We start from the raw sequence: 21,344 nt of genomic DNA, 5'->3' as shown, positions 1-21,344 counted from the left end.
GGTTGCCCATCGAACCAGTCCTCGCGCGCGGCCCTCACATCCGACCGCTCCTGCTCGGCCGCGTGGACAGCCCCTTTTTACGGGTGATCCCATGCCGGGCGAAGAAGCGTGACAGGCTGCTCGTGCTTGCCCGGACGCCGCGTTCCGAGAGCCTGTCGCGCAGTTCCCGCAGGAAGGAGAGCGGGTGTTCTTCGTTGAGCCGAAGGATCAGGGCCGCCTGCGCTTCCAGACGCTGCGAGTTGCGGTCGCCGCCCATGGGCTTGGGCGCGACTTGCCCGTCCTGCCGGAAGCGCTCGTGCCAACGGACCGCGCTGGCCGCCCCGACACCGAAGCGTTTGGCCGCCTGACGCCGCGATGCACCCGCGTCAATCGCGGCGACCACACGCTCGCGCAGATCCACCGACAGGGCTGAAGGCATGGCAATCCTCCCTCATAAGCCCAGCCAGTGAATCACACGCCAGCCAGATCGCCTACCCCAAGCGATTCAACCCGCCAGAGCACGGCTCTAGCCACGGAACGCTTAAAATCGGCGGAGCGCAGCCGATGAAATGGTAGGCTGAGCTTTTAGGTTCTCAGTCATATACTCAGAGCCGACGTCGGCCTTTATATCGAGCCATGGTTTTATCATTATGCCAAAATTGAACTGGCGCCTGGTCGCAGCAAGTATTCTCCGGCGCGCGAGAGAACATATTGTAAGGAGTTGGATTACAGGGCGCTTGCTGGCAGTGATGAGCAGGTCGATCCTGCCAGTCGTCCGTCAGGCTCCGCTTTCAAACGCTCGGGGTTCCGGGCGACGTCGGGGATCAGGTTGTCGCAAGGGGAAGTCGGCGGCGCCTCGGAACGGCCTAACCGTTTCTTATTCATACTGATCCAGACTCGGTCATGCGCGATCGCGATTCGAGTTCTACAGCATGACGTATCCTGTTCCCTCCAATGAAATTGAACGCCTCGCCGTTCTGGAAAATTTAGACCTGCTCGATACGCCGCAAGACCCCGCTTTCGACGATCTATGCCGAGAGGCCGCATTGACCTTCGAGGCGCCGGTCGCGCTTATCACTCTGCTCGACGCGCGGCGGCAGTGGTTCAAGTCTCGCATTGGTTTGGAGATCTGTGAAACGACTCGGGACGCATCGTTCTGCAACTACGTCGTCGCGCAGGACGTAGTCCTGATCGTTCCCGATGCGCGGGAAGATGCGCGGTTTGCCTCGAATCCGCTCGTCGTCGGACCACCGTACGTGCGCTTCTACGCGGGGGCTCCGCTCTACTATGGAGATGGCATCCGTCTCGGGGCTTTGTGCATCATCGATCAGCGCCCGCGTTCCGCGGATGAGATCGACGTCCAAACGTTGCGACATTTAGCTGATCGGGTCGCGGGCGAGATCTGGGTCCGGCAAGCTGCGCGGTCTGTCGAAGATCAACATGCCTAAGTTCGCCTCACTGCTTCAGGAGGCTTGAGCGATGCTACGCTCGGACGCCCGTGTTATCATCATCGATGGCCAGGTTGCTGTCGCACGCCTCGTGGCTAAAATTTTCGGCACAGCCGGTCTGACGAATTCGGATGTCGCCTTCGACACCGTCACCGCACGCGGGCAGATCGAGGCGACCGCACCCGATATCGCGGTGATCGACGCGCGCGTCGGTCCGATGCGCGTCACCGCGTTTATCACGCTGGTCCGGAGGCTGACGGACAATCGGGCCCTGACGTTCGTGATGACCACCTCGCGAACTGGCGAGATGGTGGAAGCTGCGGGCGAGGCCGGCGTCGATGGCGTGCTTTTGAAGCCGTTTACGCCAGCCGATCTGAGGGCGCAGATCGCTGCCGCGGTGGAGAGGAAGCGCGCGTTTCCTCACGGCAAGTGGGATCACTCACGGCAGACCGTCGTGGTGATGGATTAGCTGAGCGGGCGTTCGTAGCGAAATCGAATTGCTTGCGCCAACGTCCACCTCGTTTCATGACCGCGCCTTCGAGCGGGCTACAAGAGGCGAGCGGGCCAAGCTTGGTCTCTGACCCAGGCCTCTGAACCTCGACCGACAGGCTGCCGTACTGCCTCGATCTGCGTACCGCCAATGACCCGGGTATGGCCAGCCAACGCGTCGCGTCGGTCCGTTCCCTGCATCGCCTCGAGAGCCGTCCTGGCATTCTCCTGGCCAACCCTCCTTACGGGGTGGCTTCCCCGATATCAGGGGGCGATAGGCCCTGGTGAGCCGTAGCGCGAAGGCCCCAGCCCGTGTCTGCGATGGCCGCAGAGACACCGATCGATCGGGTCCGTCCGAGTACGCCTTCGCAGGGATTGTCCCGAACCAGGATGCCTGGGAAACGGTGACGACGAGAATGTCGCTCTGCGCTTCACATTCAGGAGCGAGCTCCTGACCCTCCCGGAGATCCGGACCGCCATCGAGATCGGTGCGGATCTGATCGCGCTATGGCCGACATGCTTTTGCCGCGAGCTGATGGGACTGCCCATGCGCACAACCGCACTGAGGCCGCCGGTATCCGGCCGAGTCTCGAAACCTTGCGGATCGCCAGCGCCAGGGACTGGTCCATGAATATGGAAGCTCGGAAGGCCGGCGGACAGCCCATCGCCGCCCCTCAGAATCAAAAAGCGATCGCCAAGGTCCTGCAGCGTTTACCAAACGTTCCCAGCTTCCGGGACCGCAAGAAGGGTGTGACGTCCTACCAGAGTCACATCAAAAGCGATCCCTGGATCCTGATCCTGTTCGTGGTCTGCTTCGTGCTGCCGACGCTGGCTGGGGCGTTGTACTATGGCTTGATCGCCTCGGATCGGTATGTGACTGAGGTGAAGTTCGCCATTCGCCCCTCGGTCGGCACAGCCGATAAGGCGGCACCCGATGCGGTCGGCACCAGCGCAGGCGTGGTGAGTTCGACGATCGCGCAAGACACGCTGATCACCCAGGAGTACATCCTGAGCCGGCCGATGCTTGAGCAGATCGAGGCCCAGCTGCCGATCCGCGAATGGTTCGGCCGCGACAGCGTCGATTACGCGTCCCGGCTCAACCCTGAGAAGCCGATTGAGAAAGCCCTTCGCTACTGGAAACGGCGGGTGTCCATCGATGTCGAGTCCGCCTCGGGCATCATGGGACTGACGGTAGAGGCGTTTGATCCAGACGAGTCCCTGGCGATCACTCAAGCGATCCTGAAGGATGCCGAGCAGATGCTGGGTAGCCTCAGTTTGAGGGCGCGTGAGGATGCCTTGGACCAGAGCACGCGCGAGCTGAAGCTCGCCGAGGATCGCGTCGCCAAACTTGAGATCGCCCAGACTGATCTGCGCAATCGCGAAGGCCTGCTCGACGCTGAAAAATCGAACGAGACCAACCTCAAGCTCGTCTCAGAGTTGCGAGGCTCCCGCATCAACCTGGCCGTTCAACTCTCGATCGGCCAGCGGGACCTCGGCCCGGAATCTCGCCGGATCATCGATATCAAGCAGCAAATCAGAGATCTCGACGACAACATCGCTCGGATCCAGCGGCAAGCCACAGGTCAGGATCCGAACCAGAAACGTCAGCTCGCAAGCGCCCTCACGCGTTTTGAGGCTCTCGAGCATGAGCGAAAAGGAGCAGTGAAATACGCCGATGAGGTTCGTAAAGCGAACGACCGGGCACGGATTTTGGTCGCTCGGCAACCTCAGTTCTTCAGTATGATTACCGCACCGATCAAAGCGGATTCTGCTACGGAGCCTCGGCGTCTTTTGATGATAAGCTTGGTATCAGCGGGAGCTGCTGTTTTGTTTGCGGCGGCTATGTTCACTAGAAAAACAATGATAAGTTGAACGGTGAGCTATTAAAAGTCCTCACGAAATTAATTTAGATAGCTTGTTGCCGTTGGAAATCAATGGGGACGAATTTATTCGGAACATAAGTTCGACCGACAACCTGCGATTATCTAGTAAAACCAGCGCCATCATGATATAAGCAGGGTATAATAATTTAACGCGAGTGGAATGTTAATTAATAGCGTAGTTTTATCTAGATCGGCTTGTTTGTTCTGACATGGAGGCTGCCGCTGCTGTCAGGCCCCACTGAACAAGAGCTTGCGCGTCCTGTGCCGACTTGGCTTCCGCATAGCATCGCAGTTCAGGGGCATTGCCCGAGGCCCGAAAATGGATTGTTCGTCCGCCCTCGAGGCCGATCCTGATCCCGTCCTGCTGGTCGACCGCGTGGGGGGATCCGATTGGCCGGAGGAACTGGGCTCGGAAGCTTTCATCGCCGAGCTGGCCGAGAAACGCGCTGCTTTGCTCAGAGGGCGTGTTCGGGAGTCGGTCGCTCGCCATCTCGCCCACGTCTAGCGATGCGACGAGATCAGCCAGCGAGGTGCCCGCCTCGCGCGCCGCGGTGAGTGTGGCCAGTATGGGGAGCATCGCGTCCCGGGTGGGCAGGGCGGCCAGGTTCTGGCCGCCGATGGTGATGTCCGAGCCGAGCAAGAAGCCGCCGTTTGCTTCGAAGCCGGCAACGGCCCCTGCCCCGGCCGCCTTTGCCTGCTCCATGCCGGCGATGACGAAGGGCGAGCCCACCTTGGTGCGCACGACTTGACTGAAGCCGCCGGACCGTTCGAGCGCTGAGCCGGCTGTGACCGGTACCACGACCGCGTCGATGCCAAGGTAGCGCGCGGTGATCAGCCCGAGCACGTCTCCGCGCACGATCCGACCCGCCCCATCGGCCACTAGGGGGCGGTCCGCGTCGCCATCGGTCGTCACCAGCGCGTCGTATTCGCCCGACGCCATAACCTTGGCGATGAAGGCGATATCCTCGGGCCGATGCGCCTCGGTATCGATCGGCACGAACGTCTCCGACCGGCCAATCGGCGTAACGCTTGCCCCAACGCTTGCGAGTAGCTCGGTCAGCAGGTCGCGCGCGACCGAACTCTGCTGATAGACCACGATGCGCATGCCCCCCAGGATCTTCGGCGCGAAGGCGTCACAGTAGCGCCGATGGTAGCGCTTGATGGCACCGGGTTCTGATGTTGCGGAAACGAGTGTCGGCATTTCACCGACAGCCGTGACATCCCCCAGGGCTGCCAGGATGGCAGCCTCGTCGTCCTTGGTGATCTCACCGTCCGGCCGATAGAATTTCAGGCCGTTGCGGTCCTCAGGGATGTGGCTGCCCGTGACCATGACAGCGTAGGCGCTGCGCCGCGTCGCCTCGAGCGCCAGGGCCGGGGTCGGCAGAGCCCCGCAATCGATCGCCTCGAAGCCCGAAGCCGCCGCAGCGCTCGCCACCGTCGCGGCGATACCCGGGCTGCTGTCACGCAGGTCCCGACCTATCACGACTTGGCGGGGGTCACCGTCTGCCGAGACGGATCGAAAGAACGCGCGGGCGTAGGTGTAGGTCGGCCAGCCCACGAGATCCGTCACGAGACCCCGCAAGCCACTCGTCCCAAATTTCAAGCTGCTCACGGCGATTCCATCGGCTTCAGCGTTAGAGGTGCTCCGACGACTGATGCCGCGAATCACGCGTCTCTACAACGTTCGACGTGATGCGGGGTGATGCGGACGCCGTTTCGTCGCTCATGCCTGGGCCAGATTGCCGGCACTCCGTTCAGCGGATGAGACGCGTGGCTCCATCGGAGCGCAGACAATATCGCTGTGCGATGGTGGCCTGGCATCTGTGGATGCGCGTTCAGGCGCTCAGCGCAAGTAGCCCGTATGAACCAGCTCATACTCGACGACCTTATGAACGGCCTCCATAGGGTCATCGTTGGCGGCAGGCGGCGGGTTTAAGCTCGGCATCGCGGCGGCGACCGCGCTGAGGAAGGCATAAGCTTCCATCGCGTCTGCGGCCTCAGGCTCATCAACCTGAGGCCGCATCGGCTGCGCGAGCAACGGTGTGAAACGCGCGAGCATCTTATTCAACATAATAGCTTCCTCTGTGCCAGCATCGCCTGATTCGGACCCGATTCCCCAGTCGATTAAAATTTGAAAATGCTGCCGCCTAGCCTGAGATGTTTGCCCCCTCCGTGCTTCCAAAATTTGCTGTCAAACCCGTCCGCTGATGCAATGTTAGTCTCGCACATAAATCCTCCCTTGTCGTGATGAGCCTCGAGATAGGCTCCCAAGGGACGAGAATTGTCGTGAGATGATCTGAGGCCGTTCATCCGCTCGTTACAGGGAGAGGATAGTTCCCCGGCCCAATGCTGCACGCCACAACACCGGCATCGAGCGACGTGGCGGTGAAGGCAGCCCGCAAGACTCTGCTTTACCCCCGGTGCCGGCGCTACAGACGGTGTTTGGGTTCGTTTTGCCAAAAGCTGCCGACGAGTCGGCTGGCGTGTGAAGTCGTGGCACTCGGTTGGTGGCTGAAGACCCAAAATGTTCGTTGTCAGATGATTTGGGACGGTTCGTGGCGTTCAGGAGCGGAGGCTCTGGGTCCAACTGGGTGAGAGGTCAGGCAGCCTGCGCGCGATGACGCAAGCGGCGATCGGTAAGGGTCTGACGCTGGATCCGCGCCCGCTCGCGCAGGATATCTTCGCCCCGACCGAGATCGACGTCGGCCGGTGTGAGGTTGCCCAGGCTCTCGTGGGCGCGGACGTGGTTGTAGCGATCGACAAACGCTTCGATCCACCCCTCCAACTGGCCGGGTAGGTGCGCGTGTTCGAGCAAAATGCGGTTCTGGAGCGTGAGGTGCCAGCACTCGATCTCACCCTCTCGTCTGCGGATGAACGCGACGCTGTGGCTTCGGTGCTGTGCCATCGGCTTTCATCGTTCGAAAACTCGGCTGCCCGGTCAATTCCCGATCCCGCTTTTGTCCACCAAGGGGCCCACTCCCGGCTTGCGCGATGGCGAGGGCCAGGGGGCTTGCCGGTCCCGAGGCCGACGACCAGCACGACGTTGCGCTGATGAGCCAGGAACTCGCCGCCGGTGAGGTTGCGCACCAGACCCTCGTTGATCGGGGTTCCGTCGAAGGCGAACTCGGCGATATCCTTGGGCAAGGCAGCTTGGCGATGTTCATCTGGTAGCGGATCAAACGCGCCTGCGTCTCGGAGATCTCGGCCTGGAGCAGGTTGCCGACGATCTGCTGCGGCTCGTGGGTGTGCTTGAGCGCGACCTTGCTGATCTCATCGTAGATCGGCAGATGCACCGCTACGTTGCCGAACGGCGCACGGTGCCGGCGCGGCGCACGGCCTACAAATGGCTCTCGCGGACCGGTTCGACGAGCGCAGACGTTCCCAGAGTAGTGGCGATCATCTCTAAAGCAGCTGACCTGGATCTTGGTTCAGCCCACCGCGACGTTGCCGCCCCGCGCTGCGGTCGACCTCGCCCGCATTCGGCAGGATGCTGAGGCAGCACGGGTCGCGGATCTGGCGCGACGGTTCACGATGCTGGTGTGCGCCTGAAGCCTACGCGGCGATCGTTCGGCGGATGCGATCGGCGAACTCGACAGGTGGCTCTCGAAGACATGCAATTGCGACATCGCGGCGTTGGAGACCTTCGCAGCTAGCTTGACGCAGGATGGGGCGGCAGTTCGCGCGGCGCTGACGACGTCCTGGAGCAATGCTCAAGCCGAAGGGTAGATCAGTTGGCTGAAGATGCTCAAACGCACCATCTGCGGCCGCGCCAGCTTTGAGCTCCTCCCCCGCCGCGTCGTCCTTTCTGCTTGATCCAAGTAACGTGGGGGAGAGCCTTAAACCGAGGGAGGATCACTTCTCCGGACCAGGGCAGCCCACACCGTCGCCAACCTGTGGGCTACCATCCGGCAGGCGCTCACCCGCCTCACAGCGCAGGAGTGCCGCGACTGCCTCGCCGCAGCCTGATACACAGACGACGTGGCCGTTGCTACATGATTGGGCGTAGCTCTAGGAGCCTGTTTGAGCGCATGATCTCAAGCCGGATTGTTGAGGGCGCTGGCGGCCATGAGGCTGGCGACGCAAGCGAGGCGTCCCGTCGCGACATCGAGGCGCCCGGCGCGTTCACGGTGCAGGCCGCCCCAATGGCTGAGCCAGCCGAAGGTCCGCTCCACGACCCAGCGCCGCTCCAGCACGACGAAGCCCTTCTGATCCGGGTCTTTCTCGACGACGCGGTGGTGTATGCCGCGGATGTTGCACCATGCCTGGCAACGTTCGGCCGTAAAGGCGCCGTCGAGGATGGCCAAGCGTAGACTGGGCCAATGCTCCTTACCGGCATCGAGGGCGGGCAGGGTATCGCGATCCTGCACGTTGGCCGGCACAACGGCGAACGCCAGACCGTGGCCTTCGGCGTCGACCAGGGCCACGCGTTTGCGCCCGACGACCTTCTTGGCGGCATCGTAGCCGCGCGGCCCACGTACCCCGATGCACGGGACGCTTTGTGTGTCGATGATCGCCAGCCGTGGATCGGTTCGCCGTCCGCAACGTCGCCGCTGACGGCGGGTCAGAGCCCGCATCAGGCTCTCGAACAGGCCCTTGTCGACCCAGCGTCGAAACCAGCCATAGACCGTGCGCCACGGCAGAAAGCCGGCTGGCAGCGCCCGCCACCCTCCGCCCGTCCGCAGGTGCCAGGCGATCCCTGCCAGCACCTGACGCGCCGGTGTGGCCTCCGAACAGCTCGGCGGATCCGCGCGCTCCAGGAAGCGGGCCACCTCGTCCAAGCCCGCTTGCAGCACCATGTCCTTTAGGCGCGCTTCATGACGCGTCCGATGTCGGTCCGTCCACATCTGCTCTCCAATCCGCCTCGCCAGGCGGAATTCGTGTTTGCACACGAGACAGATGGCGACAGCCGGCAGAGGCGCTCAAACAGGCTCTGAGAGCTGCGCCCACTATGCCGAGCCGGTCGAGCGAGAGGCGCGCTTCACCGCGTTCCCGAGCGAGGCACTTTGCACGCGTTCCGGCTATAGGCAGCTGCGTTCTTCATATACGGCTGAACCATCTGCAGTAAGTATTTCGTGTACTCATAAAACGGTCCACATTCCGGTCCGTTTTTTAAGCCACTATAGTACTGCGTCAGAAATGGCGTGAGCCTGTCTCGCGTGAAAGTACAAAATCCCCTTGCATCACTAGGATCCGGCAGAGAAGAGCTAATGTTATCCGCACTTGCTTTTGCTCCCTCAAGAAAATCAACGCATCGTTGCGCTTCCGCCGATAATCTGACGTCAGATGAGGTTTGTCCAAGCTTATCGAATGTGGCTTTGGCCTGCTGCGCAGCCTGCCCGAGGGCACTGAGCATGGCCGCTATCTGGAGCTCGTTATTCGGTAGCCCAGATCCACGGCGACCAGCACCGCGTGGGATTTGAGGCGGAACGAAGCACTCGCCGAGCCCGGCGCCCACTGTGTCAGTTGGTGTAAAATGTCCGCTTCTTGCGGTGCAGTCACTACGTGTTACATTTCTCTCAAAGGACTGCGCAACTGCAGAGTCGGAATACATGCTCAACGCGCTTAATAACGGCATCAATAAAACCACAGTTTTTGGACGCACAGATCGATGGAACGCCATTTTCATTGCCTTTCCTTGCCCCTTCGCCTTGACCCGTTTGAAATTCACTTTTGTTTAAGCTGGCTCGACAGAAGGTCGCTGTTAACACTCCGCCAAAACATCCGCCCCAATCATAGCGATGTTCCCATCAGAAAATCGAACCCAGGATCGCTAATTTTGCATGTCTAGTGATGCCACGCCCTGCCGTCTATATGGGCCTGTGTGGAACGATACGACGCCACGAGAAACTTGTGTCGCTTTCGTAACTCAGGTGCCCGCCTTTGTCGCCTGTGCAAGAGTATCAAGACACCGCCTTCGCGATGATGAAGCAAGCTAAGGCGGCTACTGTGAATCGGAAAGCACTCTCGATGTAGGGACGGGCGATAGCGGGATCGTCGAGGCGGCTCGCGTAGGCGGTTTGCACCTGGACCGCCGCAGTGATGATGAGCGCGAGTGCGACGATCATGGACGGTGATTTCCTGAACGTGAGAAGCGCTGATCAACACTAAACTGATACGCGCGTCGTCGGCAACTTGAGCACTGTCTCGTAGGCCCTGTTGTCGATAGCTCAGCAGAAGATCACCCGACTAGAATTCGCCCGTTCGGAATAACATTTCTAAGCAGAAATAAAAATCGCGAATTTGTCATCTCGACATGCTTCAATGATTATAATTAGTATTTGTATTTAGACCCAACTCGCGCCGAACAAGGTGGATCAGCAGGCGCGGTCGAGCCTGTATCCGTGCGGACCCGCAGTGCCGCGGATTCTGCAGCCGCCGAACGTCCCGGAGAAGCCGTAAGCATCCCGTCCCGTCCTCCACGACGCCCCCTCACCAGCAGACCACTTCGCAGGGCGATAACCGGCTGGGCGCGCTGGGCCTGCCGTCTGATAAGGGAGGGTCTTGGCAGCTGCCGGCACGCGCTCGAGGTCGGGCGCGACCGATGGCGTTTGGCCTGCAGGGACTTGTGATGCGGGGATGGGCTTGACCTGTGACAGCTGCTCCGAGCGAGCCTTCGTTTGTGCATCCGCAGCCGAGGATGCGTAACCTTGGCTGGGGGCGTCAGCGCGGGGGAGATCGACCACACGCGGCGCGGCCTGATTGGTTTGGATTTGAGTACCGGCGTCCCTGCGGCTGGCCGCCGAGAGGCTGCGGGTCACGGGAGCCGGCGTGACGCTCTCGGCATAAGTCTGGTGCGCGTCGAGCCGCGGTTCTGACGCAACGCGCGGATCCGAGGCACCGGCTGTAAGGCTGGCATGCGCGACGGTAGCCAGTCCGAGAGCGAGGGCTGCGGACGCTGTGATGGTGAGTGAGCGCTGGAGCATGATCGCCTCCGCTGAAGACATCGGATGAAGACGCAAGCCCGATAGCTACGGCACGTCGGGTCCGTGCGAACGCCACTCTTTCGAAGGATGCAGGTCACCGACACGCGGTGACGTCATAGTCCTGACTGGTGAGACTTCTGGAAGCGACTGTAGGCCAGGAAGGCCGCGATCACGGCCGCATTTATGCACAGGGTCCAGCCGTAGGTGACAGGCGACTGGCCACCCATCGGGTGGCCGACGTGCTCCAGGCCCACAAGTGCGCCGAGGACAGCGAGGCCGGCAAACAGGATGGCAACCATGATTGTCCCCAATGATAGCAGTTCTGGATGGCCTGCCCCTCAAAGCCCTCGCGGTCGAGGAGCAAAACCTCGAGAAACATTGGGACGGGCAATGGCCCGCCCCCTTGAAGCAGACGAATCAGTAGGGTGCGTATGCCGGGACGCGGCGCCACTGGATCCGCTCGTAACAGCAGTCGGTGACGGGGAGCATCCGGTAGTAGGTCGGGCGCGGGCGGTAACCGTAACCGCTGCTGTATCCACCGCCGGCCAGGGCGGCGGCCGTGTGGGAGGCGACGCCGGCCATGCTGGCGGCCATTGCGGCGTCATTGCGCCAGTCGGCCTGGGCTGATCCGACCGAGGCGGCGGCACCGGCCAGGACGAGAACGGTGACGGTCAGAGGCTTGTTGATCACGGCTGTTCCCCAGTTCGTCGGCGATTACAGTGTAACGCCTTGGTTTGCACGGAGCCGTGCTTGGCTGCCGACAGAGATACAGCTAATGTCGCAATTGTCTAGCAGTGGTGCCGAAACACACAAACTTTCAGAGCTGGCAATCTAATGTTCAGATCGGCGTGCGACCGCGCACGTGAGCACTCTTGCGCACCGGAGCAGTGGCGTGCCGACAATTCGCTCAAATCACCAGAGACGACTGGGCCGTCGTATGATGAGAATAGCTGGTTTGATGTTGCGGCGATTCGGGAAAAAAACGGCTTGGACTGGCTGTCTCGTGTGCGGACCAGCACAGTATTCGGTCCGAGACGAGACCAGTTTGGTTCCTTGCCAGGATCAACTTCGGCAATGAAATCTGTCGACCAAAGGAACATCGCCATGAAGCTCTCGACCGTCATCGTAGCACTCTCGCTGATCGCCGCTACACCGGTGCTGGCCGAAGGGACAGCCGCTCAGCGCGCCGCCTGCACGGGGGATGCGTTCCGCCTATGCCTTTCCGAGATCCCGAACGTCGCTGGGGTTACGGCGTGCCTGCGTCGGGAGCGGACCAATATCAGCAGCGCTTGTCGGATGGTGATAGATGCCGGCAACGGCGGCGTGCAGCCCGTCTTGTCTAAAGCTAGCGCCCTCACTCGCAACTGAGCCTTTAACCCGAGGGCACTGCTGAGCTCAATCAGCTTGACCTTGCAAAGTGTCGCTCTGAGACGAGGTTGCTTGATAATGCGGATTGAAGTGTCGGTTCGGAGAGGTGACAAAGTGCGAGGTGCCGCGTGCTCTTACGCCGACAGTCATTGAGGAATGATCCGTTCCTGAAAATAGCCCTTACACACTTTAGATCCAGGACTTGCAGGCTCATCTCTGCGGCCACGTTTTTTTTGGATGTGCGTTCGGAAGTACGTCGCTCCCAACCAGTCCTTGAAAGTCCCGAACGCGCTTTCGACGGTCTGCAGGCGCCTGCGGATCGCATGAGGATCCACATCCGGCTGAAGCCGCGCTGCCTACAAGACTGCCTTGTGTTTTCACTCCATCGATTGCAACTGCTTGGCTAGCGTGCAACGGACTTTGAGCTCACGGCCATGGCTGCCTGTCTTCCAATAGCGGCGTGGCGTCAGTCAGCCCTCAACGTTCGTGTAGCGGAAAGAAAACTCCTCGCCAGCCAGACACCGGGATGAAAACGATTTCTCTGAAACATGCCAAAGTATTGATAGCCAGCATCATAACGACGGCATTTCAATTGTCTGGCTCTCTCATATATGGTAATAGGCCACAACTAGCTGGGAATGGAACCCTATGTCGCAGATTGCATTAGGGCAAATGCCGTGACCCGATTTTTGAGCGCGGCCCTTGTCAGCGCATTTCTAATGCTTAGTGCCAGACAGGCCTGGGCTGAAGGCCGCCGCGTCGCTCTAGTAATAGGTGTCGGCGCCTACGAGAATGTTCCCAAGCTACCTAATGCTGTCAACGATGCCAATGCGATCGCGGAGATGTTTCGTAGCGCTGGTTTTGAGGTGGTGGCAACTCGAAACGACGCCAATAACCTTAACTTCAAGCGTGCTATCCGCGAGTTCGAGGATTCAGCAAACGATGCCGACATTGCGGTAGTCTACTATGCCGGTCACGGCATCGAAATCGGCGAAGCAAACTACCTGATCCCCACTGACGCCAAGCTTGTTAACGAACGCGATGCCGAGGATGAGGCTGTTCCCCTTGACCGCATCGTAAAGACGCTTGAGGGGGCGAAAAGCCTCCGCCTCGTTATCCTCGATGCCTGCCGTGATAACCCGTTCGCTAACAAAATTAAACGGCGCGTTGCCACCCGTGCAATTACAGCTGGGCTAGGTAAGGCTGAGCCGCAGCAGTCCAATACGCTAATAGCCTACGCAGCAAAGGCACAGGCCGTCGCTAATGATGGTGAGGGGGCCCACAGTCCGTTCACCACCGCGCTACTCACTAGTTTGACGGTGCCCGGTCTCGACATACGCCTTGCTTTTGGTCGGGTCCGCGATGACGTGCTCAAGGCAACCAATCGCCAGCAAGAGCCCTACGTTTACGGTTCGCTTGGTGGAAGCACGGTTGCCCTAGTGCCGACCCATGTAGAAGTTGCGAGCCTCACGCCGATCAGCAATCTCCGCGATGAAGATGCTCGAGCCCAGTCCGATTATGAGATCGTCGAGAGGGTCGGCACGAAAGCAGCATGGGAGGTCTACCTTAATACACACAAGACCGGCCTCTACGCCGAGTTGGCGCGCGAGCAACTCGCCAAGCTCGCTGGCAGCCTAAACGTATTGGTCGCGCGGAAGCCGACGCCCGCGCAGGTGAGCGCTTGGGACAAGCTCAAGATGTCTACCAACGCTACTGCGATCGCTAAATTCATCGAGACTTACAAAGACTCGCCTCTGGTTCCGGAAGCTCAAGAGCGTCTTGCTCTTGTCAGACGTCTTGCAGAGGAGGAGGAGGAGCTGCGCAAGGAGCGTGAGGCTATGGACCGCCAACGTGAGGAGGAAAAGAAAGTCGCCAAGGTCGAGCACGAGCGCCTGGAGAAGGCGGCTGCCCTGCAGCGCGAAGAAGAGAAGAAGGCGAAAGCTGCTGAGATCCTTCAGAAGAAAGCTGAAGCGCTCGCTGCCGCTAAGCAGAAAGAGGCAGAGGGGCGCGCTCGTGCTGCCGATGAAGCCGCTCGTCGGAGTGCAGAACAGGAAGCCGCTCGCCTTGCCGAGGTCGCCCTGCGCAAAGAACAGGCCGAGGAACATGCAAAAATTCTCAAGGCGCAGCGCGAGCAGCGAGAGGCCGAGAGGAACGCAAGGAAACAAGCGACCGAGGACGCCGCTCGCGCTTTAGCTGAGGCTAAGGCAGTTCGCGAGGCTGAGGAGAAGGCGCAGCGTCAAGCACTAAAGGACAAGCAACAGCAGGAGGCTGATCGGGCCATAGCCGCTGTGCGGGCGGCGGGGGCTCAGGAAACTGAAGATCGCAAGCGTTTGAAACAGGAAACCGCGTTGCAGCTTGAGGGGGAGAAAAAGGCCAGAGCGGACGAAATTGCGCAGAAGAAGGACGAGATTGAGCAACGCCGGCGCGAGAACGCAGACGGGGAAAAAGCGAAGTACGCCGAGGAGGTGAGGCGCAAAGCGGCCGTAAACGCTAGAGCTGAGCGCGAGCGGGCAGACAAGGCTGCAGCGATTGCTGCCAATCAGAAGGCCGCACGTGCCGCCGCCACTCAGCGTAGCCAGGAAGTCGAGGAGCAGCATCGGAAGACTAGGGAAGCGGCCGCTGCCAATCGCAAGAGAGAGGAAGCCGCTGTCCGTCGTGCAGACGAGCTGCGGGCAGTCCGCGTCGCACAAGCTGCGCGCATTCGCGCGATGCAGGCCGCCCAGTATCATTCGCCGCGGCCGCCACGTGACCGACCAGTTAATATCTCAGCGTCGCAAAGCGGTGGTGGAGGAGGAAGCTCGATAATGGGCATTGGGTTCTAAAATACACAGCCGGGCCGTCACTCATTGCGGAGAGCAGAACTCAGCTCCTACGCCCCTGGTCGGCCCCCACAGGGTAGTCCAAGGTTAGAGTTAGTGCGCAGTAGGCCGATCCACCACGGGCAGCTTGGCCGGCGGAGCTGGTCGGACACCTCGAAATACCCCCTTCCGTGCGGGGCGGTGTCGTGATTCCCTGGTGCGATCGACGTTGGGGAGGCTCGGATGGGTCAGCCAGGGTTCTCCGATCTGGATGAGCGCTATCAGCGTCTGTCGGAGAACGGTGACCCGCTTGTGAAGCTGGCGGCACTGATCGACTTCGAGGCGTTTCGACCGCAATTGGCGACCGCCTTGAAGCGGTCCGATGGCACGAAGGGCGGTCGCCCGCCCTACGACCCGGTTCTCATGTTCATGATATTGGTCCTTCAAACGCTCTACACGCTGTCGGACGACGCCACGGAGTTCCAGATCCGGGACAGGCTGTCGTTCATGCGCTTCCTCGGCCTCGGCTTCGAGGATGCGGTGCCTGATGCCAAGACGGTGTGGCTGTTCCGGGAGCACCTGACCCGCGCCGGGTAATTACCCACCCCCTTGCGCGGGCGGGATTTCGCTGATTCTCTCGTGGGATGGGCCGAAGCGATCTTGAGCGGCTGAGCCGCGAAGAGTTGATCGAGCTGGTGCTCCGGATGCAGCGCCCGGAGAAGACTTCGCGCACGTCTTCGAAGCCGCCGGCAACGGATCGCAAGGAGCGTCGGGAGCAATCCAAGCCCGGTGGTGCCAAGCCCGGGCACGAGGGTCATAGTCGCGTGATGAGCGAGGATCCTGATGCCGTCGTCGATCATCGCCCGGATCGCTGCATGTGCTGCGGCGGCAGCCTGCACGAGGATCTTCCCGCCGAGATCGTGAGCGTGTCCGAGCACATCGAGTTGCCCGAGGTGGCGCCGGCCGTCACCCAGTACAGACGTCTGGCCGTGCACTGCCCATCCTGTGGGACGCGGGTCGTAGCGCCGGTGCCAGAGGCGGCGCGGGGCACACCGTTCGGCCCACGGCTGCATGCAGTGGCGACGTATCTCAAGACCTTCCAGGCGCTCTCCTACGAGCGGTTGCAGGCGGTACTGTCCGACCTATTCGGCTTGAGGCTCAGCCAGGGCGGCCTGATGAACCTGCTCCGCCGGGCGCAAGCGCGCTTCCGTCCCGGCCGCGAGGAGGCCGTCTCGATGCTGCGCCGCGCCACCGTCGTCGCCTCGGACGAGACCGGTGTGCGCATCGAGGGCAGCAACGCTTACCATTGGGTCTTCCATTCGGCCGACGCGGTGGTGCACACGGCCTCGCCAACGCGGGGCGCCGTCGTGGTGCGGGAAATGATGGACGGACATCGGCCCGCGGTGTGGATCTCGGACCGCTACACCGCCCAGCAGGGCCATGCGGCCGCGCACCAGACCTGCCTCGCCCATCTCGCCCGCGATGTCGCCTACGCCGTCGAGACCAGCGATGATCCGGTTCCCTGGCGACTGCAGCTCTGGTTGCGATCCGTCTTCGCCCTGGCCGAGCGCGTCACCGACTTCGCGCCTTCGACCCTGGCTGCCAAGCGCCGGACCTTGGACCGCCGACTGCGGGCGATCCTCGCCACGTCGAGCGGCTGCGACCTAACCCGCGATCTCCAAGCCAAGATCGGCCGGGCGCGCGATCAACTCCTGGTCTTCCTGGTCCATCCCGACGCGGTCGAGCCCACCAATAACGGCTCGGAACGGCTGCTGCGTCCGTCTGTCGTTCAGCGGAAAAGAACCAACGGCTACCGTGCAATGTGGGCCGCCGCGGGCGAAGCCGACATCCGCACCGTCGTCGATACGGCACGCCTAGCAGGCAGCACCCCCTTCGGCACCATCCTCAAAACCATCAACGCCTGAACCCAGCGGTCACAGGGGTGGGTAATTACTCGCCTGACTAAGCCACGGTGCCCGTCGACGACTGGCCAGGTCGAGCGGATGCACCGCACCATCGCGGACCCGACGGTCAAGCGCTATCATTATGCCGACTACGACCAGCCGCGCTGTCATCTTCAGCTGTTTGTTAAGGTCTCCAACTACAGCCGTCTTTTGACGACCCTACGAGGCCTCACTCCCTACGAATTTATCTACCAGACCTGGACGAATAAGCCTCAACGCTTCAGGCTCGATCCGTCACATCACATGCCGGGACCGAACATCTAGCAGGCGCCAGCCCCTTCTACAGCATCCTCGAAACTTTCGTCGGCTGAACTTCGTGATAGCAGGGATAGGTAGTTACAAAATTGGGAACTGCCGACGTTCCATATTAAATACCGAATTCTGTGGAGAGCTAATTTGATCAATAATCACAATTAATTTCAGAAATTGAGAGATCACCTCTTACGAATAGCAATTTTATTGGGCTACAATGGGCATAATTATCCGCTCAAACTTAATCCGCACAGCATTTGCAACTCGCTGCTGACAGAGCCCTAGGTTGTATACTCGACGTTCGAAACAGCGCTCTAGGTTTACATGCCCTTAACCATCTTTGCTATAGGGCTGCAGCACACGAGAGGGTGCAGGCATGCTCGATCAACACGGCGGCCGGGCAGGTCAGTCCGCACAGGGCAGCACAACGAACCGTTTTTTGGCGCGAGCCCGCGACCTCCGCGCCTCCGGCCGGCATGACCGGGCTCGGGATAGTCTGAGCCGTGTGCTTAGCGCCGAGCCGAATCACCCCGAGGCCCACTACGAGCTTGGCCAAATCCTAGCTATCAGCGCCCCAGAGAAAGCTGTCACGCACTTCGTAACGGCGCTAAGAGGTGCGCCCGAGAGGCCGGGCTACTGGCTAGCGTTGGTCTCTGCGCTGCTGGCTGGTGAACGGCTGGCCGACGCCCGCGCCATCCTGGAACGCTACAAGGTTCAGAGTTTCGGCCCTGAAGCCAAGACATTATCCAAGGTCTTCATCGATCGCACCTTTGCGGCAGCGTCTGGGCGTTACGATCTAGGAAAATTTCGCGAAGCGGAGGCCCTCCTCGATTTAATAATCCTGCTGGACGACACTCACGCTCAAGCGACCTACCTCGCTGGTGCAGTCGCCGCTCGAACCAACAGGTCCGAACTCGCGTTCGATCTGATCAGCATAGCAATCCTGCGCGAGCCGACAAATCCACAGTTCTTCAGCGGGCTCAGCACGGTTCTCACCAACCGAGGAGACCACGATGGGGCCATCTCAGCCCTGGAAAAGGCCTTGGAGATTGATCCCAACCTCGCCGCAGCCCACGCGAATATAGCCGGGGTCTATCAGCGTCGATTCCGGTACGGCGAGGCGCTCCAGCACGCTGAGAGAGCCATCGATCTTGAGCCGATCAACGCTGGCGCCCACAGCAATCGCGGCAGCGCCCTCCTTGCTCTTGGGCGTCTGGGTGAGGCGATCGAGGCCTTCGACCGGGCCCTCGCCCTCGACCCGTCAAAGCTGTTCGTCGCTTCGAACCGCTTGTTCGCCAAGCTCTACTCTGCCGGTGTCCCGCCCGAGGAATATTCAGCGGACGCACGCGGATTCGGTAACCGCTACGCAAATCCGCTCCTGCGCCGTCGTCAGTTCGCCAACAATAGAGACCTCGATCGCCGTTTGCGCATCGGCTTCGTCTCCGGCGACTTCTGCAATCACGCGCTGGTCCGATTTTTCGAACCGTACCTGCGTGCGGTCGACCGAGACCAGTTCACGATCCTGGCCTACATGGCGCATGCGAGCGAGGATGCCGTGTCGGAGCGGCTGCGGCCGCTCTTTGAAAGCTGGCACAACATCTCCGGGCTCGATGATGATGAAGCCGCAGACCTGATCGAACGCGACGCCATCGACATTCTTGTCGACCTATCTGGACACAGCGGTGGCAATCGCCTGTTGATGTTCGCTCGCAAGCCCGCACCGATCCAAGCGACTTGGATCGGGCATCCCGGAACCACCGGCTTAACCGCCATCGACTACCGTATCACCGATGCGATCACGGATCCCCCGGGTTATGCGGAGTCGTTGCATACGGAGCGGCTGTGGCGTCTACCTCAGGTCCCCGTGACGTATGCGGGCGTCGACGACCTGCCGCCGGTACGCGCGCGGGCGCCCTTCGAGGATGCGGGCTACGTCACCTTCGGATGTTTCAACCGCCTGACGAAGGTCAGCGACGGAGCGCTGCAGACATGGGCACGGATCCTGGCAGCGGTGTCGGATGCGCGCCTGTTCATGGTGGTTGGCGACATCGACGCGCCGGCGGTCCGCACGGCCGTCGAAGCACGTCTTGCCGCAGCGGGGATGCCGCTCGACCGGGTGATTTTTCAGCCGCGAGTCAACAGCGGCTACCACGAACTTTACTACCGAGTGGACATCGCACTGGATCCGTACCCGTATAACGGCGGCACGACGAGCTATGACACTTTGTCGATGGGTGTGCCGTTCGTGACCTTGCGCGGCGGCCATGCGGCGGCGCGCACCGGCGTTTCGGTACTCACGACGATCGGTCTTTCAGACCTTATTGCCAACGATGAAGACGCCTACGTGGCGATCGCGCGGGATCTAGCCTGCGACCGGGACCGCCTGCGCATAATTCGGGAAGGCCTGCGTGAACGTATGTACGCTAGCCCGCTCATGGATCACGCCGGCTTTACAGCCGACCTTGGCCTTGCTTTTCGGCAGATGTGGCAGGTCTGGCTTGCGAATAACGCGCATCAGCTCTGATGTGACATGCCAGCGTATTATAGACCTTCGTGTCTGCACTCCACCATCGAGCCACGATGCCGAGCTCAGCGCCCTGCAACCAGCACTGTGGCTGTAATTACCCAGGGGGTGTCTGGTCAGGAGTTGTCGCCGGTCGCGGCTTGCTTCAAGCGGGCCTTCCTCTCTTACGCAGATGGGGGTTCGCTGATTCCTTCGTGAGATGGGGCGCAGCGATCTGGAGCGGTTAAGCCGCGAAGAGCTGATCGATCCTTCGACAGGCTCAGGATGAGGTGGTGCTGCAGCTGCAGCGTCCAGCGAAGACGTCGCGCACCTCCTCGAAGCCGCCGGCGACCGATCACAAGGAACGGCGGGAGCAATCCAAGCCCGGAGGGGCCAAACCCAAGCACGAGGGCCATAGCCGGAGGATGAGCGACGATCCCTATGCGGTGATCGATCATCGCCCGGATTGCTGCTCGTGCTGCGGCGGCGCCCTGCACGGGGATCTTCTCGCCGAGGTCATCAGCGTCTACGAGCGGATCGAGTTGCCGGAGGTGGTGCCGGAGGTGGTGCCGGAGGTGACGCAGCATCGGCGACTGGCCGTGCAGTGTCTGGTCTGCGGGGCACGGGTGATCGCACCGGTGGCGGGGGCAGCACGAGGCACGCCCTTTGGTCCGCGGTTGCATGCGGTGGCGACGTATCTGAAGACCTTCCAGGCGCTATCCTACGAGCGACTGCAAGCGGCCTTGTCGGACCTGTTCGGACTGACGCTGAGCCAGGGCGGGCTGATGAACCTGCTCCGCCGTGCGCAGGGCCACTTCCGTCCCGTTCGCGAGGTCGCCGTGTCGGCTCTGCGCGGGGCCACCATCGTCGCGTCGGACGAGACCGGCGTCCGAATCGAGGGTAGCAATGCCTTCCAGTGGGTCTTCCACTCGGCCGACGCCATGGTGCACACGGCCTCGCCGACGCGGGGTGCCGTCGTGGTGCGAGAGATGATGGACGGGCATAGGCCCGCGGTCTGGATCTCGGATCGCTACACCGCCCAGCAGGGACACGCCGCCGAACACACCAGACCTGCCTGGCCCATCTCGCACGCGACGTGGCCTATGTCGTCGAGACCAGCGACGATCCCGTCCCCTGGCGTCTACAGCTTTGGCTCCAATCCGTGTTCGCTCTGGCCGAGCGCATCTCCGATCTGGCTGCCTCGACGCTCGCCGCCAAGCGCCGGAGCCTGGATCGACAGCTCGGAGCCATCCTCGCCACGCCGAGCCGCTGCGACCTGACCCGAGCCCTCCAGGCCAAGATCGGGCGGGCTTGCGATCAGCTGCTGGTCTTCCTCACCTACCCCGGCGCGGTCGAGCCGACCAACAATGGCAGCGGGCGACTGCTACGCCCGTCCGTCATCCAGCGGAAGATGACCAATGGATATCGCGTGATGTGGGCAGCCGAGGGCGAGGCCGACATCCGCACCGTCGTCGATACTGCCCGCCTCACAGGCAGCAGCCCCTTCCGCACAATCCTCACGACCGTCGGCGCTTAAACCCCGCCACTACGGGCCTGGGTAATTATCTGTAGCTACCCGGCGACTGTCTGGATGTGAGACCTCCTTGGCATCTGCAACGACGCGGAGGGCGCGTTTGATGAGACTGGGACTGGGCGGTCTGTAGGTTGGGTTGGCCAATGCGGGATCGGCGTCGAGACGCTGGCGCAGCACCATCTCGGGCGAGAGACCTTCGAGCA

Annotated in this window: 13 protein-coding genes and 8 pseudogenes; 12 read left to right on the top strand and 9 right to left on the bottom strand. The window is 61.4% G+C overall.

The window, feature by feature from the left end; all coding sequences use genetic code 11:
* A pseudogene (locus FV233_RS20640) lies at positions 1-418 on the bottom strand (helix-turn-helix domain-containing protein); the annotation flags it as partial.
* Between the two features lie 493 nt (positions 419-911).
* Here FV233_RS20640 and FV233_RS20635 point away from each other — a divergent pair.
* From FV233_RS20635 to FV233_RS20625, 3 genes are all read left to right on the top strand, one after another.
* A complete protein-coding gene (locus FV233_RS20635) occupies positions 912-1,427 on the top strand; it encodes a GAF domain-containing protein (RefSeq protein ID WP_147898612.1) in 516 nt (171 codons plus the stop codon).
* A gap of 31 nt (positions 1,428-1,458) precedes the next feature.
* Positions 1,459-1,896 (top strand): response regulator, encoded by a 438-nt coding sequence (locus FV233_RS20630; RefSeq protein ID WP_147898611.1) that lies wholly within the window; start codon positions 1,459-1,461, stop codon positions 1,894-1,896.
* A gap of 647 nt (positions 1,897-2,543) precedes the next feature.
* Entirely contained in the window at positions 2,544-3,788 is a 1,245-nt protein-coding gene (locus FV233_RS20625) for a capsule biosynthesis protein (RefSeq protein ID WP_147898613.1), read from the top strand.
* 192 nt (positions 3,789-3,980) lie between these two features.
* On the opposite strand, the gene FV233_RS20620 is transcribed toward FV233_RS20625, so the two are convergent.
* The 4 genes and pseudogenes from FV233_RS20620 to FV233_RS30905 all read right to left on the bottom strand — a co-directional run.
* A complete protein-coding gene (locus FV233_RS20620) occupies positions 3,981-5,411 on the bottom strand; it encodes a phosphomannomutase (RefSeq protein WP_147898610.1) in 1,431 nt (476 codons plus the stop codon).
* 231 nt (positions 5,412-5,642) lie between these two features.
* Positions 5,643-5,870, bottom strand: coding sequence for a hypothetical protein (locus tag FV233_RS20615; RefSeq protein WP_147898609.1), 228 nt, complete (start codon positions 5,868-5,870; stop codon positions 5,643-5,645).
* 528 nt (positions 5,871-6,398) lie between these two features.
* A pseudogene (locus tag FV233_RS20610) lies at positions 6,399-6,672 on the bottom strand (integrase core domain-containing protein); the annotation flags it as partial.
* Between the two features lie 136 nt (positions 6,673-6,808).
* Positions 6,809-7,077 (bottom strand): annotated as a pseudogene (locus tag FV233_RS30905) (ATP-binding protein); the annotation flags it as partial.
* A 48-nt stretch (positions 7,078-7,125) separates the two neighbouring features.
* Between FV233_RS30905 and FV233_RS20600 the strand changes: the two are divergent.
* Together FV233_RS20600 and FV233_RS31250 are read left to right on the top strand one after the other, a co-directional pair.
* A pseudogene (locus FV233_RS20600) lies at positions 7,126-7,612 on the top strand (transposase); the annotation flags it as partial.
* A gap of 39 nt (positions 7,613-7,651) precedes the next feature.
* Positions 7,652-7,765, top strand: a pseudogene (locus tag FV233_RS31250) (IS630 family transposase); the annotation flags it as partial.
* Between the two features lie 68 nt (positions 7,766-7,833).
* On the opposite strand, the gene FV233_RS20595 reads toward FV233_RS31250, so the two are convergent.
* The 4 genes from FV233_RS20595 to FV233_RS20580 all read right to left on the bottom strand — a co-directional run bounded on the left by FV233_RS20595 (position 7,834) and on the right by FV233_RS20580 (position 11,412).
* Entirely contained in the window at positions 7,834-8,595 is a 762-nt protein-coding gene (locus FV233_RS20595; RefSeq protein WP_187278186.1) for an IS5 family transposase, read from the bottom strand.
* Between the two features lie 1,104 nt (positions 8,596-9,699).
* A complete protein-coding gene (locus tag FV233_RS30505) occupies positions 9,700-9,864 on the bottom strand; it encodes a hypothetical protein (RefSeq protein ID WP_187278185.1) in 165 nt (54 codons plus the stop codon).
* A gap of 971 nt (positions 9,865-10,835) precedes the next feature.
* Complete coding sequence (locus FV233_RS20585) at positions 10,836-11,021, bottom strand: hypothetical protein (RefSeq protein ID WP_147898606.1); 186 nt, start codon at positions 11,019-11,021, stop codon at positions 10,836-10,838.
* Between the two features lie 118 nt (positions 11,022-11,139).
* The gene (locus FV233_RS20580; RefSeq protein WP_147898605.1) at positions 11,140-11,412 is read right to left on the bottom strand and encodes a hypothetical protein; all 273 of its coding nucleotides are present in this window, start codon (positions 11,410-11,412) and stop codon (positions 11,140-11,142) included.
* A gap of 414 nt (positions 11,413-11,826) precedes the next feature.
* Here FV233_RS20580 and FV233_RS20575 point away from each other — a divergent pair, with 414 nt between their 5' ends.
* The 7 genes and pseudogenes from FV233_RS20575 to FV233_RS20545 all read left to right on the top strand — a co-directional run bounded on the left by FV233_RS20575 (position 11,827) and on the right by FV233_RS20545 (position 21,144).
* Positions 11,827-12,090 carry a hypothetical protein gene (locus tag FV233_RS20575; RefSeq protein WP_147898604.1) on the top strand — a complete coding sequence of 88 codons (264 nt, stop codon included), beginning with the start codon at positions 11,827-11,829 and terminating at the stop codon, positions 12,088-12,090.
* A gap of 689 nt (positions 12,091-12,779) precedes the next feature.
* Positions 12,780-14,912: a caspase family protein gene (locus tag FV233_RS20570; RefSeq protein WP_187278184.1), complete on the top strand. Its 2,133-nt coding sequence runs from the start codon at positions 12,780-12,782 to the stop codon at positions 14,910-14,912.
* A 219-nt stretch (positions 14,913-15,131) separates the two neighbouring features.
* A pseudogene (locus FV233_RS20565) lies at positions 15,132-15,479 on the top strand (transposase); the annotation flags it as partial.
* 53 nt (positions 15,480-15,532) lie between these two features.
* Complete coding sequence (locus FV233_RS20560; RefSeq protein ID WP_147898601.1) at positions 15,533-16,813, top strand: IS66 family transposase; 1,281 nt, start codon at positions 15,533-15,535, stop codon at positions 16,811-16,813.
* Positions 16,814-16,843: 30 nt separating this feature from the next.
* Positions 16,844-17,116: pseudogene (locus FV233_RS20555) on the top strand (integrase); the annotation flags it as partial.
* Positions 17,117-17,480: 364 nt separating this feature from the next.
* Positions 17,481-19,628 carry a tetratricopeptide repeat protein gene (locus FV233_RS20550; RefSeq protein WP_147898600.1) on the top strand — a complete coding sequence of 716 codons (2,148 nt, stop codon included), beginning with the start codon at positions 17,481-17,483 and terminating at the stop codon, positions 19,626-19,628.
* A gap of 199 nt (positions 19,629-19,827) precedes the next feature.
* Positions 19,828-21,144, top strand: a pseudogene (locus FV233_RS20545) (IS66 family transposase).
* Positions 21,145-21,344 lie beyond the last annotated feature (200 nt).

It is taken from the genome of Methylobacterium sp. WL7, from assembly GCF_008040085.1.
Classification (GTDB): domain Bacteria; phylum Pseudomonadota; class Alphaproteobacteria; order Rhizobiales; family Beijerinckiaceae; genus Methylobacterium; species Methylobacterium mesophilicum.
Note: the sequence above shows the minus strand (reverse complement) of the source record. Positions and strands in the feature narration are given on the sequence as shown.